Source organism: Sphingomonas sandaracina, assembly GCF_036663695.1.
In the GTDB taxonomy this organism is placed as follows: domain Bacteria; phylum Pseudomonadota; class Alphaproteobacteria; order Sphingomonadales; family Sphingomonadaceae; genus Sphingomonas.
In genome coordinates this window covers 943733-957577 of sequence record NZ_JAXOJK010000001.1, presented here as the reverse complement: position 1 = coordinate 957577, position 13845 = coordinate 943733, and the positions used below count along the sequence as shown (strand labels likewise).

At 67.4% G+C, this 13845-nt stretch carries 11 protein-coding genes; 5 read left to right on the top strand and 6 right to left on the bottom strand.

Going from position 1 to position 13845, the window contains the following annotated elements; translation table 11 throughout:
• Positions 1–614: 614 nt before the first annotated feature.
• The 5 genes from U1707_RS04290 (at position 615) to U1707_RS04270 (ending at position 5848) form a co-directional block, all read left to right on the top strand.
• Positions 615–2096 carry an efflux transporter outer membrane subunit gene (locus U1707_RS04290; RefSeq protein ID WP_332798825.1) on the top strand — a complete coding sequence of 494 codons (1482 nt, stop codon included), beginning with the start codon at positions 615–617 and terminating at the stop codon, positions 2094–2096.
• Positions 2096–3478: an efflux RND transporter periplasmic adaptor subunit gene (locus U1707_RS04285; protein ID WP_332798824.1), complete on the top strand. Its 1383-nt coding sequence runs from the start codon at positions 2096–2098 to the stop codon at positions 3476–3478. Before U1707_RS04290 ends, U1707_RS04285 begins: the two co-directional genes overlap by 1 nt.
• A gap of 58 nt (positions 3479–3536) precedes the next feature.
• Positions 3537–4193: an ABC transporter ATP-binding protein gene (locus U1707_RS04280; protein ID WP_332799060.1), complete on the top strand. Its 657-nt coding sequence runs from the start codon at positions 3537–3539 to the stop codon at positions 4191–4193.
• An 80-nt stretch (positions 4194–4273) separates the two neighbouring features.
• On the top strand, positions 4274–4636 hold the full coding sequence (locus U1707_RS04275) for an endonuclease domain-containing protein (RefSeq protein ID WP_332799059.1): 363 nt from the start codon (positions 4274–4276) through the stop codon (positions 4634–4636).
• A 3-nt stretch (positions 4637–4639) separates the two neighbouring features.
• Positions 4640–5848 (top strand): ABC transporter permease, encoded by a 1209-nt coding sequence (locus tag U1707_RS04270; protein ID WP_332798823.1) that lies wholly within the window; start codon positions 4640–4642, stop codon positions 5846–5848.
• Here the strand turns inward: U1707_RS04270 and U1707_RS04265 are convergent.
• From U1707_RS04265 to U1707_RS04240, 6 genes are all read right to left on the bottom strand, one after another.
• Positions 5823–6440: a nucleotidyltransferase family protein gene (locus tag U1707_RS04265; RefSeq protein ID WP_332798822.1), complete on the bottom strand. Its 618-nt coding sequence runs from the start codon at positions 6438–6440 to the stop codon at positions 5823–5825. The two genes, U1707_RS04270 and U1707_RS04265, sit on opposite strands and share 26 nt — an antisense overlap.
• The gene (locus U1707_RS04260; RefSeq protein WP_332798821.1) at positions 6427–7350 is read right to left on the bottom strand and encodes an XdhC family protein; all 924 of its coding nucleotides are present in this window, start codon (positions 7348–7350) and stop codon (positions 6427–6429) included. Before U1707_RS04260 ends, U1707_RS04265 begins: the two co-directional genes overlap by 14 nt.
• 115 nt (positions 7351–7465) lie before the next feature.
• The gene (locus U1707_RS04255) at positions 7466–9670 is read right to left on the bottom strand and encodes a molybdopterin cofactor-binding domain-containing protein (protein ID WP_332798820.1); all 2205 of its coding nucleotides are present in this window, start codon (positions 9668–9670) and stop codon (positions 7466–7468) included.
• 287 nt (positions 9671–9957) lie between these two features.
• Positions 9958–12195, bottom strand: a complete 2238-nt coding sequence (locus U1707_RS04250) for a xanthine dehydrogenase family protein molybdopterin-binding subunit (protein ID WP_332798819.1) — start codon at positions 12193–12195, stop codon at positions 9958–9960.
• Complete coding sequence (locus U1707_RS04245) at positions 12192–13184, bottom strand: FAD binding domain-containing protein (protein WP_332798818.1); 993 nt, start codon at positions 13182–13184, stop codon at positions 12192–12194. The genes U1707_RS04250 and U1707_RS04245 overlap by 4 nt, the downstream gene beginning before the upstream one ends.
• Entirely contained in the window at positions 13181–13744 is a 564-nt protein-coding gene (locus U1707_RS04240) for a 2Fe-2S iron-sulfur cluster-binding protein (RefSeq protein ID WP_131586072.1), read from the bottom strand. The genes U1707_RS04245 and U1707_RS04240 overlap by 4 nt, the downstream gene beginning before the upstream one ends.
• Positions 13745–13845: the final 101 nt, after the last annotated feature.

Genomic DNA, 13845 nt, shown 5'->3' with positions numbered 1-13845 from the left:
GAGGGGGTGGATGGCGCGACCGCCCTTCCTGTTCTCCCGCGAAGGCGGGAGCCCAGGACCCAGCAGCGCACCGTCCGTAACCCTGCCTCCTCGCCTCCGCGGGGGAACAACAAGAGCGAACTCTAACCTTTCCAACACACCATCACCCCGGCGAAGGCCGGGACCCAGTGGGGGGACGGCAATGAAGCACGCCCGCGCGCTATTACCTCAGACGTTCCAACTGGGCCCCGGCCTCCGCCGGGGGGGCAAAGGATGCGCCCTCACGCCTGCCTCGTCATGCCGGGCTCGTTCCGGCATCCACCGCTCCGCACTTCCAGGACCTCGAGAGAATGCGGAACGGTGGACCCCGGAACAAGTCCGGGGTGACGGAGGCCAGCAAACCTTGTTTCCCCGCGAAGGCGGGGACCCAGACTGGGCTCCCGCCTCCGCGGGAGAACAAAGAAGCGGTCGTGACCTGCGTTGGACGGCGCGTACGACGTCCAATCCGGATAGCCGCCGAACAAGTCCGGGGTGACGAGCCTGCCCCACCACCCCCGCCAACCCACCCCACCTGCGACACCTCGCGACACAAAACCGCTGGACTAGCAAACGCCCGTTAGCCATGCCTGCCGTCCATGTCCCGCGTCCGCGCCCTCCTCTTCGCACCCGTATCCGCGGGCGTCCTGCTAGCCGGCTGCACCGTCGGCCCGGACTACCACCCCAAGGCGGCGGCAGAGCTCGGTGTGCCCGACGCCTATTCCGTCACCCCCGTGACCACGCCCGAAGACCTCACCCGCTGGTGGCAGAAGTTCGATGACCCGGTCCTCGGCCAGCTCGTCGAGCAGGCCGCCGCCGCCAACCTCGACATCGCGCAATCCGTCGCCCGCCTCCGCCAGGCCCGCGAAAGCCTGCTCCAGAACCGCGCCTCCCTCCTCCCGACGGTCAACGGCTCGGCCGGCTACCAGCGCAATGAGAACGTCCGCGGCGGCGGGCGCTCGTTCACGCTGCCCGACGGCACCGTCGTCGATACCGGCGGCGGCGGCGCCAACAGCTTCACGCTCGGGGCCAGCGCCAGTTACCAGGTCGGCGTCTTCGGCGAGATCCGTCGCACCGTCGAGGCCAGCCGCGCGGACTATGCCGCATCGGGCTACGACTACGCCACCGTCCTGATCTCGGTCGAAAGCGAGGTCGCGCGCAACTACGTGCTGGCGCGGCTCTACCAGCAGCAACTCGCCAACGCCCGCGCCTCGCTGGCCATCCAGGACGACAATCTCGAGATCGCCGGCTTCCGCGTCCAGGCCGGCCTGGTCTCCAGCGTCGACGCCGAACAGGCCCGTGCCCAGCGCGCGCAGACCGCCGCGACGATCCCCAGCCTCGACCAGCAATACGCGGCCGCCGTCGCGCGGATCGGCGTGTTGCTTGGCCAGGCCCCCGGTGCGCTCCGCCCGCTGATGGCGCCCGCCAAGGCGATCCCGACCGGCCCCGCGGCTGTGGGCGTCGGCATTCCCGGCGACACGCTACGCCAGCGCCCCGACATCCGCTCCGCCGAGCGCGCACTCGCCGCCGCCACCGCGCGGATCGGCGTGGCCAAGGCGCAGCTCTATCCTGCGCTCGCCATCACCGGCAATCTGAACACCAACGCAACGTCGATCGGCAGCATCGGCGACGCGATCACCGGCAGCCTGTTCGCCGGCCTGACCCAGGCGATCTTTAACGGCGGGCGGTTGCGAAGCCAGGTCCGCACCAGCGAAGCCGCCGCCGACGGCGCGCTCGCGCTCTACAAATCCACCGTCCTGACCGCGCTGGAGGATGTCGAGAACGCCGTCGTCGCGCTCCAGACCGCGCAGGAACGCGAGCGGCAATTCGCCATCGCGCTCGACGCATCGAACAATTCGGCGATCCTCAGCCGCAGCCAATATCGCACCGGCCTCACCGATTTCACCACGCTCAACCAGCAGGAAACCGCGCTCCTGTCCGCACGCAACGGGGCGACGCAGGCGCGCGCCGACGCCGCGACCGCGTTGATCGCACTCTATGCGGCGCTCGGCGGCGGCTGGGACTCCGCCCTCATTCCAGAAGCGCCGGTTCGCGCGCCAACCAATCCAGAGGCACGCTGATGGCCGACGCATCGATCGACGACTTCCTCGGCGTAAAGCCGCAGGCTCCCTGGAGGCGCTATGTAAAGTGGGTGGCGATCGCGGTCGGCGTGGTCCTGCTCTGCCTCCTCCTCGCGCGCTGCTTCGGTGCGAAGGAACAGACGCAATATTCGACCCAGGCGGCGCAACGCGGCAACCTCACCGTCACGGTATCGGCTACCGGCAAGCTCGCCCCGACGACGCAGGTCACGGTCGGCTCGCAGTTGTCGGGTCTCGTCACCAAGGTCGTGGTCGACGTCAACGACCGCGTGACCGCCGGCCAGCCGCTCGCGCTGATCGATCCCGAACAGCTCGACGACCAGATCCGCCAGACCAGCGCACAGCTCGCGGCGAACCAGGCGCAGGTTGCGCAGGCGCAGGCCACCGTCGCCGAATCGCGCGCGCAGTTGAACCGCCTCGAAGAGGTCTCGCGCCTGTCGGGTGGCCGCGTGCCGTCGAAGACCGAACTCCAGACCGGCCGCGCCGATTACGCGCGTGCGGTCGCGGCGCAGAAGGTCGCCGAAGCCAACGTCGTCGCCAGCCGCGCCCTCCTCGCGCAGAACCAGACGCAGCGCGCGCGCGCGATCATCCGCTCGCCCGTTACCGGCGTCGTGCTCGCGCGCCAGATCGACCCCGGCCAGACCGTCGCCTCGTCGTTCAACACGCCGACGCTGTTCGTGATCGCCGAAGACCTCACCAAGATGAAGCTCGAGGTCGCGATCGACGAAGCCGATGTCGGCGAGGTCAAGGTCGGCCAGAAGGCCAGCTTCACCGTCGACGCGTTCCCCGGGCAGACCTTCCCCGCGACGATCACGCGCGTCGATCTCGGCTCCAACCTGACGGTCAGCTCGGCGACCTCGTCGACGACGACAACGGCGACGACGTCTACCGGCCAGGTCGTGTCCTACGCCGCCGACCTCACCGTCGCCAATCCGTCGCTGACGCTGCGCCCGGGCATGACCGCCACCGCGGACATCATCACCTCGGACAAGCGCAACGTCATGCTCGTCCCCAACGCCGCCCTGCGCTTCAAGCCGAGTGCGGACGGCGCGAAGGATTCGGGCGGCGGCATCGCCGGCTCGCTGACCTTCCGCCCGCGGCGCGGCGCCGGCGGCAACGCGCGGACCGCAAAGCTCGATCGCGGTTCGCAGCAGACGATCTACGTCAAGGGCGCCGACGGCACGCCACAACCCGTGCAGATCACCACGGGCGACAGCAACGGGACGATGACCGAAGTCCTGTCGGGCAATCTCCAGCCCGGCGCGCAAATCATCATCGGCCAGCTCGCCACCGGCACCGCCACGACCAAGACCGCCGCGCGCCGGCCGGGCGGCGCCAGCAAGGGTGCGGGTGGTGGCCAGTAATCCGCCGCCACTAATAAGTCTGCGCGGCGTCACCAAGACGTACGGCACCGGCGCGACGATGTTCCAGGCGCTCCGGGGCGTCGACCTCGACATCGCGGCGGGCGATTTCGTCGCGGTGATGGGGCCATCGGGCTCGGGCAAGTCGACGACGATGAACATCCTCGGCTGTCTCGACGTGCCGAGCGCGGGGACGTTCACGTTTCAGGGCCACCATGTCGAGACGCTCGACCGCGACCAGCGCGCGCTGCTCCGCCGCAACCACCTCGGCTTCGTGTTCCAGGGCTTCAACCTCCTCTCGCGCACCTCCGCGCTGGAGAATGTCGAACTCCCCTTGCTCTACCGCGGCGACGAAAAGCGCGCGCGCAGGGACGCGGCGATGGCGAGCCTCGCGACGGTCGGCCTCGCCGACTGGTGGGACCACACCCCCGCCGAACTGTCCGGCGGCCAGCAACAGCGCGTCGCGATCGCCCGCGCGCTGGTGACCAGCCCCGACGTGCTGCTCGCCGACGAACCGACCGGCAACCTCGACAGCGAACGCTCGATCGAGATCATGCAGCTCCTCACGCGGTTGAACGCGGAGAAGAACATCACGGTCCTGATGGTCACCCACGAATCCGACATGGCCGCGTTCGCTCGCACCGTCGTCCACTTCAAGGACGGCCTGGTAGAACGCATCGAAAGCCAGCACCGCCAAGGCGAAAGCGTGGTCTCGTGAGCGGTGTCGCCCCGAAAAGCCCCTCCCCTTCAGGGGAGGGGTTGGGGTGGGGAGCGACGCTTGCCGGTCATGCGAAGCATATGCGTCGAGAACCGACCGAGCCAGAAAAACGCTTGTGGCGGGGCATATCCAACAGCCAATTGGGTGGCTTCAAGTTCCGGCGACAGGCTGTGCTCGGCAGTCGCATCGTCGATTTCTTCTGTCCTGCGATCGGCCTCATCCTCGAAGTGGATGGCCACACCCACGACCAGGCGACAGATCGGAACAGGGACGCCTTGATGCAGGACTTGGGATTCACGATCGTTCGGGTGACCAACGTCGACGTCATGAGCAACGCCGAAGGTGTTCTCCTTCACGTTCTTTCGGTTGCCCAATCATTACCGGCGCGCGTGAACTGGCGGTTTCCCCACCCCAACCCCTCCCCTGAAGGGGAGGGGCTTTAGATCATGTTCGGCACCACCCTCGTCCTCGCGCTCCGTTCGATCCGCCGGCACATGCTGCGATCGTTCCTCACCATCCTCGGCATCGTCATCGGCGTCGGTGCGGTCGTCACGATGGTCACGCTCGGCAAGGCGACCACCGCTGCCGTCCAGCAGTCGATCTCGTCGCTCGGCACCAACATCCTCCAGATCCGTCCCGGCCAGGGCTTCGGCCGTGGTGGTGGCGGACCGCCGCCGCCGCCGCTCAAGATGGACGACATCGATCCCATCGCGCGGCAGATCGCCGGCGTCACCGCGGTCGCCCCGACCGAACAGCGCAGCGCCACCGCGATCTACAACGGCGCCAACTGGACGACCTCGATCAACGGCACCACCGGCGCCTATTTCGAGGTCCAGCCCTGGCCGCTCGCAGGCGGCCGCCTGTTCACAAGCCAGGAGGAAGCCGCGGGCAAGGCGGTCTGCATCCTCGGCAATACCGTCATCCAGAACCTGTTCCGCGGTGCCGATCCGATCGGCCAGCGCATCCGCCTCAACGACATCTCGTGCGACGTGATCGGCACGCTCAGCACGCGCGGGCAGGCGGGCTTCGGCGGCGACCAGGACGATGTCGTGGTCATGCCGATCAAGACCGTCCAGCGCCGCTTCACCGGCAACCAGAACGTCGCGGCGATCCTCGTCGGCGTCGACCAGGGCTATGATACGCAACAGGTCCAGGCGTCGCTGACCGACCTGCTGCGCGAGCGTCGCCATCTCGCCGCGGGCCAGGACAACAACTTCAACATCTTCGACACCAAGCAGATTTCGGACACGCTGACCGGCACCACGACGCTGCTCACCGGCATCGTCGCCGCGGTCGCCGGGATCAGCCTGGTGGTCGGCGGGATCGGCATCATGAACATCATGCTGGTGTCGGTGACCGAGCGCACGCGCGAGATCGGCATACGCTTGGCCATCGGCGCGGTCGCGCGCGAGGTGCTGTTGCAGTTCCTCGTCGAGGCGATCGCGCTGTCGTGTCTCGGCGGCGTCATCGGGCTGATCGTCGCGCAGGCGGCGATCGCGATCATCGCGCCGCTGATCAAGGTTCAGTGGCTGTTCGTGCCCGAGATCAACATCTTCGCGTTCGCGATCTCCGCGGTGATCGGCGTCGTCTTCGGCTATTTCCCGGCGCGGCGCGCGGCGGCGATGAACCCTATCGACGCGTTAAGGCACGAGTGATCGCCGCCTTGGGATCGCGGACCAGCGCCCGCAGCCGGTCGAGATCCTCGGGCGTATCGATATCGATCAGCTCGGCCGGCGCGGTCACGACGTGCCGCCCGGCCTGCACCAGGTCGCGCGCACCCGCATCGCCGTCCAGCGTCAGCAAAAAATCGAACCGGTCGCGCCCGAACAGGGCAGGGGGGCTCGGCTTCTCGCCATCGCTCGACGCGACCACCGCGTCCGCGCTGTCGGCGGCATCGAGCATCCGGTAGATATGCGCCGCGGTCACGCGCGGCATGTCGGCCAGCGCGATCAGTACCGCCGCCGCGCCCTCGTCCTTGGCGCGCTGCACGCCGAGCTTCACCGACTGCGACATCCCCGACGACGGATTGTCGTTATGCACCACCTCGAAATGATGGCTGACGAAGTCGAGCTTGCAGCCATCGGTGACGACCAGCCGGCGCTTGAACGGAATGTTCTCGAACGCGGTGACGACGTGCAGGCCGAGCGGCTTGTTGAGGAACGGCACTTCCAGTTTGTTCGGAATGCCGAACCGCTCCGAGCGTCCCGCCGCAAGCAGGATGAGGAAGACGTCTTCAGCGGCGATCATTGAACGCTCCAATCATCGCCGCCGCCACCGACAGCGCGATTTCCGACGGCCCGATCGCGCCGATATCGAGCCCGACCGGCGCATCGATCCGGTCGATGTTCTCGGGCGAAACACCCTCCGCGGCAAGCCGCTCGCGCCGCGCCGCATGGCTCTTGCGGCTGCCGAGCGCACCGACATACGCGGCATCGGACGCGAGCGCCGCGATCAGCGCGGGGTCGTCGATCTTGATGTCGTGGCTCAGTGTCACGACCGCGGTCGAGGGACCGGGGCGGAGCGCGGCGATCGCCTCGTCCGGCCAACGATCGTCGAGCGTCACGCGCGGAAACCGCTCCTCGGTCAGGAAGCGCGCCCGCGGATCGATCACGATCGTCTCAATCCCGAGTTCGCGCGCGAGCCCCGCCAGCGCCTGCGCGATCTGCACCGCGCCGACGATCAGCAACCGGCGTGGCGGATCGTAGCGGTTGACGAACACCTCGCCGGTCTCCAGCGGCCGCGCGTCGCTGTGCCCAGTGGCGAGGTTGGTGGTCACGGTCAGCGCATCGCCCTGGTCGCGCGCGTCAGCGATCCGGTCGAACAACTCGGGATCGAACCCCTCGGCAGACACCGGCTGCACCATCACCGCGATCTCGCCGCCGCAGGGCAACCCGACCTCCCACGCCGCCGCATCCGCCACGCCGTAGTTGCGCACCTGGAACGGTGCCCCCGCGATCACCTCGGCGGCGGTGGCGAGGATATCGCTCTCGACGCAGCCGCCGGACACCGATCCCTCGAACCGCCCATCGGCATGGACGAGCATATGGCTCCCCTTGGGCCGCGGCGCGGATCCCCAGGTCGAGACGACCGTGGCGATCGCCATTTTCTCGCCCTTCCAGGTCTTCGCAGCAGCGAGCACGCTATCGTTTTCGGCCATGTCTTCTCTTCCGTCATGCCGGGCTTGTTCCGGCATCCACGGTGCCGCAAACCCTCAGCGTTCGATGTGCGGTCCGGTGGACCCCGGAACAAGTCCGGGGTGACGGAGAGTTCCGTCAGACGGCCGGCAAACCAGCCAGCAGCTTGTCGAGCGTCACCGGAAAGTCCCGAACCCGAACCCCCGTCGCGTTGTAGATGGCATTCGCCACCGCCGCCCCCGCGCCGGAAATCCCAAGCTCCCCAACGCCTTTCGCTCCAACCGGGTTCGCGGACTCGTCGATCTCCTCGATGAAATGCACTTCGAGCTGGGGAATGTCGGCATTCACCGCGACATGATATTCGCCGAAATCGGGGTTCACGAACGCCCCCGTCCGCGTATCGACGATGCCCTCCTCGCTCAGCGCATAGGCGATCCCCCACGCCATCCCGCCGGTGATCTGGCTCGTCGCCGTCTTGCGGTTGAGCACCCGCCCGACATCGAACACGCCCAGCATCCGCCGCACCCGCGTTTCACCCGTAACCGCGTTCACCGCGACCTCGACGAAGTGCGCGCCGTGGCTCGCCTGGCTGGTACGCTTGCTCTCGGCACCCGGCCCGGTCTTGCCCATCGCCACGATCGGTTCGCCGCGCACCAGATCGGCCAGCTTCACCGACCGTCCGCCGGCACTCACACAGCCATCGTGCAGGCTCAGGTCCTCGGGCGCGGCATTCATCCTGAGCGCCAATTCGCCAAGGATATCCTCGCACGCGAGCACCACCGCCGAACATGCGCTGCCCGCCCCGAACGACCCGCCCGACCCGGCGCTAGGCGGGAAGTCGGTATCGCCGAGCCGCACGTTCACGTCCGCCACCTGCAGCCCGAGCATTTCGCCCGCGGTCTGCGCGAGGATGGTGTACGTCCCCGTGCCGATATCGGTCATGTCGCACTCGACCGTCGCGTGGCCATCCGCCTCCAGCCGCACGCGCGCCTGCGCCTCGACCGTGAAGTTGCCGCGCAGGCTCGCCGCCATGCCGATCCCGACCAGCCACTCGCCGTCGCGCACCGAGCCCGGCGCCGGCACTTTCGCAGGCCACCCGAACCGCGCGGCCCCCTGCGTGTAGCAATCCAGCATCCGCCGCGTGGAGAACGGCTTGCCGCTCACCGGATCGGTTTCCGGCTCGTTGCGCCGCCGCAGTTCGATCGGGTCGATCCCGAGCTGCTCGGCCAGCTCGTCCATCGCGCACTCGACCCCGAACGTCCCTACCGCTTCGCCCGGCGCGCGCACCGCACCACTTGCGGGCAGGTCGACGCGGACCAGGTTGGTCTTGAACCGCCGTGCTTCGCCCCGGTAGAGCGGCAACGTCCCGAACGGCACCGGCTCGAGAAATTCGCCATCGTCGTTCTGCGCGACGACGCTCTCATGCCCCATGCCGAGGATCACGCCGTGCTCGTCGGCAGCGATGCGGATGCGCTGTGTCGTGTGCGAGCGGTGATGCACCATATACGCGGTCTGCCGACGGGGCAGCGCGACCTTAACGGGTCGCCCGACGACCTCCGCCGCGATCGCCGCGAGGATCGCCTCGGGACCCACGCCGGTCTTCCCGCCGAACCCGCCGCCGACATACGGCGCCAGCACGCGCACCTTGTCCGCATCGATCTTCAGCGCCTTGGCGATCGTCTTGCGCGCGCCGCCGATCACCTGGTTGCTGGTGCGCACAGTGAGCTTGCCGCCCTCCCACCACGCGGTGGTGGCGTGCGGTTCCAGCGCGGCGGGGAAGTGCACGGGCGTCGTGTAGGTCCGGTCGAACGTCACCGCCGCGTCCGCCATCACCGCGTCGAGATCGCCATTGTCGATCAGCGGGAGGAAGCCGATCTTCGGCGCGGTATCGACCGGCTGTGCCTCGACGTCGAACCGATCCTCGCCCGCCTCGGTGCGGACCACGACCAGCGCCGCGGCGTCGCGCGCGATCGCCTGGTCCTCCGCGACGATGATCGCGACGGGCTGGCCGAGGTGGAGGATGACGTCGGTATCAAACTTCGGCATCGCGCGTGAATTGGATTCGCCCGCCGGCATGCGCGGGTCGTTGTGAATGACGGCGATGACGCCGGGCAAAGATTCGGCCGCGCTTACATCGATACCGAGAATGCGCCCGCTACCTACGGGCGTGCCGACGATCGCGGCGTAGGCGATACCGTCGGGCGTACCCTCATACGCATAGTCCGCAACGCCGGTAACCTTCGCGCGTCCCTCGATCCGATCGAGCCCAAGCCCCAAAACGCCCTGTTTCGCGCGGTCGAGACCACCCGGCCGAAACGCCGCATCCATCACGTGTTCGTTCATGCGTCGGTCCTCGGGTGGAGGGATGGATATGGGTGTCAGAGGAGGATTTGCTAACCGCCCCTCCGTCACCCCGGACTAGTTCCGAGGTCCACCGTTCCGCGAACTCGCCGTTGATGAGTGCGTGGAACGGTAGATGCCGGAACGAGCCCGGCATGACGGAAGATGGGATAATTGGCCTCGCCCTACTGTTTCCCCGCGAAGGCGGGGATCCAGGGTTTCGGGCGATACCGCTTTTTGGCTCCTGGGCCCCCGCTTTCGCGGGGGAACTAGGAGGGGGTACTTTCCCCTCAAACAGCCGGCAACTGATCCAGCAGCTTGTCGAGCGTGATCGGGAACTCGCGCACCCGGATCCCCGTCGCATTATACACCGCGTTCGCCACGGCAGCGCCCGCGCCCGAGATGCCCAGCTCGCCGATCCCCTTCGCGTGGATCGGGTTCGCATGGATGTCGCGCTCGTCGACGAAATGCACGTCCATCTGTGGCACGTCGGCATTCGCCGGCACATGGTACTCGCCGAGGTCGTGGTTCACCAGCTTCCCGGTCCGCGTGTCATGGACCAGATCCTCGGTCAGTGCCGCGCCGATCCCGAAGGTCATCCCGCCCAGGCACTGCGACCGCGCGGTCTTCGCGTTGAGCACGCGGCCCGCCGCGAACGACCCCAGCATCCGCCGTACCCGCGTCTCGCCCGTGACCACGTTCACCGCGACCTCGGCGAAATGCGCGCCGAACCCGGCCTGCGTGGTTTCCTTCTCCTGCTTGCCCGGCTTGACGTGACCGGTCGCCTCGAGACCCTTGCCGACCAGTTCGCCGATCGGTGTCGAACGGTTGTCACCGATCGCATTGCCGTCCTTCAGCGTCAGGCCGTCCTCATCGACGCCCGCCGCCTTGGCCAACTTCCCGCGCAACATCTCGCACGCCAGATACACAGCCGTTCCGGACGACGCCGCACCCCACGAACCACCCGAACCAGCCGCCGGAGGATCGTTGGTATCGCCCAGCGACATCGTGATATTCTCGACCGGAATACCCAGGATCTCCGACGCGATCTGCGCCAGGATCGTGTAGCTGCCCGTGCCGATATCGGTCATCGCCGACGACACCGTCGCCGAGCCGTCCGGATGGATCTCGACCTTGGCGGACGATTCCTGCAGCATGTTGCCGCGCACCGCGCCGGCGACACCCATACCGATCAGCCACTCGCCCTCGCGCCGCGTGCCGGCCTTCCGGCGCTTGTCCCACCCGAACTTCGCCGCACCCTCGTCGAGCGCGCGGGTCAGGTTGCGCGACGAATACGGCACGTCCTTCTCGGGGTCGATCTTCGGATCGTTGCGCCTGCGCAGCTCGATCGGATCCATGTCGAGCTTTTCGGCCAGCTCGTCCATCGCGCCTTCCAGCGCCAGCATCCCGACCGCTTCACCCGGCGCGCGCATCGATCCCGACACGACGAAGTTCAGGTCGACCATGTCGTGCGTGATCAGCCGGTTCTCGCCGCCGTACATCATGTGCGTGCCGATACCCGCCGGCTCGAAATAATCCTCGGTCGACTGGTTGGACGTCAGCGTCTCGTGACCGATCGCGCTCAGTACGCCATCGGCATCGGCGGCAAGCCGCACGCGCTGCTCGGTATTCGACCGACGCACGGTCGCCTCGAACACCTGCGGACGCGACATCACCGCCTTCACCGGACGGCCAAGCTGCTTCGCCGCGATCGCCGCCGCGACGCTCTCGGGCGCGATGCCGAGCTTCGACCCGAAGCCGCCGCCGATATAGCGCGCAATGATCCGCACCTTCTTTTCGGAAACCCCGAGCGACTTCGCCAGCTGCATCGCGTCCGATGTCGGCATCTGGTACGCACCGTACAGCGACAGCGAGCCGTCCTCTTCCCACACCGCAGTCGAGGCATGCGGCTCCATCGCCGCCGAATTCTGGCTCGGCGTGACATAAGTCGAATCGATCGTCACCGCCGCCTCGGCCATCGCCTTGTCGACATCGCCCTGCTTGAAGTGCGCTGGCGTCGAGTCATCCGGCGGGGTGCGCGTCTCGGTCCGGTGCGCGGCGAAGTCGTACTGACCCTCGGCCGCATCATACTCGATCGGCAACCGCGCGGCCGCATCGCGCGCGACCTCGAAGCTCTCGGCGAGCACGATCGCTACGATCTGGCCGAAGAACGCGATGTCCTTCACGCCCTGCGTCGGTGCGTCGGTCGCGCCGCCCTGCGCCGAAACGCGGATGAACTGGTCGAAATCGGTCACGACGTCGATCACGCCCGGGATCGACTTCACCGCGTCGGCATCGATCGAAACGACCTTGCCCGCCGAGATCTTCGTGCCGACCAGCACGCCGTATGCCATGTTCGCGAACTGGTATTCCGCCGCATAGGTCGCGGTGCCGGTGACCTTCAGCGGCCCGTCGATCCGGTCGAGCGGCTTGCCGATGACGCCCTGGACGCCCGTATCCAGCAGGCTGTCCGGATGCGGCTTGTCCATCGTCAGGCTATTCGTGGTGCCAAGACCAAACATGCTCATGCTCCCGTAACGTTGCGCAGCGTCGCGATCAGCGTGCGACGGGCGAGGGGGATCTTGAAGTCGTTCGAGCCGTAACCCTTGGCATCGGCCAGCAGCGCAGTCGCCGCAGCCTCGAACACGGCGTCGGACGGCGTTTTGCCGACCAATGCGGCCTCGACCGCCGGATTACGCCACGGCATCGGCCCGAGCCCGCCGAACGCGAGCGAGGCGGACGCGATCACGCCGTCGTGCACGTCGACGATCGCTGCCACCGACACGAGCGCGAAAGCGTACGAGGCACGGTCGCGCACCTTGCGATATTCCTGCTTACCCTTGGGCGGCGCAGGAAGCTCGATGTGCGTGATCAGTTCACCCACTTCGAGCGCGTTCTCGATTTGCGGCGTGTCGCCCGGCAGACGATAGAAGTCGTGGATCGAGATCCGCCGACGATCGCCATCCGCCTTCAGCGTCACGATCGTCGCGTCGAGCGCACGCATCGCCACCGCCATGTCGCTCGGGTGCGTCGCGATGCAATGCTCGCTCGTCCCCAGCACGGCGAGGATGCGGTTGAAGCCGCCGATCGCCGAACAGCCGCTGCCCGGCTCACGCTTGTTGCATGCCGCGGCGGTGTCGTAGAAATAGTAGCACCGCGTCCGCTGGAGCAGATTGCCCCCGGTCGACGCCTTGTTACGCAACTGGCCCGAGGCACCGGCCAGCAACGCGCGGCTCAGCACCTCGTACTTCGCGACGACGCGGCGGTCCGCGGCGAGATCGCTGTTCGGCACCATCGCACCGATCGTCAGCCCGCCATCCTCGCGCTCCTCGATCTTCGCGAGATCGAGGCGAGAGATGTCGACCAGCTTGTCCGGCGTCTCGACCTGCAACTTCATCAGGTCGAGCAGGTTCGTGCCGCCCGCGATGAACTTGGCGCCGATCGTATCGATGTCCCCGATCGAAGCGGCGACCGCAGCCTCGGGCGTCGCGGCCTTCTCGTATGCGAAGGTCTTCATGCCACCAGCTCCCCGCGCGCATCGGCGTCCATCGCCGCGTCCTTCTCGTCTGCGGTCCGGCCCGCGGGCTCGGCACCACCGACTTCGCGGATCGCATCGACGATGTTCGGATACGCGGCGCAGCGGCACAGATTGCCGCTCATCCGCTCGGAAATTTCGGCGTCGTCGAACTTAGGATCGGTCAGGTCGCCCGACGCGTGGCTGGCCCAGCCCTTCTTGACCTCGTCGAGCATGCCGACCGCCGAACAGATCTGCCCCGGCGTGCAATAGCCGCACTGATAGCCGTCGTGACGCACGAACGCGTCCTGCAACGCGTGGAGATTGCCCGGCTGGCCGATCCCCTCGATCGTCGTGATCTCGTCGTCCTGGTGCATCACCGCGAGCGTCAGGCAGGAATTGACGCGCCGCCCGTTGATCAGCACCGTGCATGCCCCGCACTGGCCATGATCGCAGCCCTTCTTCGATCCCGTCAGCCCGAGATGCTCGCGGCACAGGTCGAGCACCGACGTGCGAATATCGGGCTCGGCGTCATATGATTGACCATTGATCGTGAAATGCATGAGGTGACCCCTCGTTAAATGCGCTGGGATTTTACGGATACGAGGACTGAACGCCGATGCGCCCGATGGTTTCCTATTGCGACAAGCTCTCACACATCGGT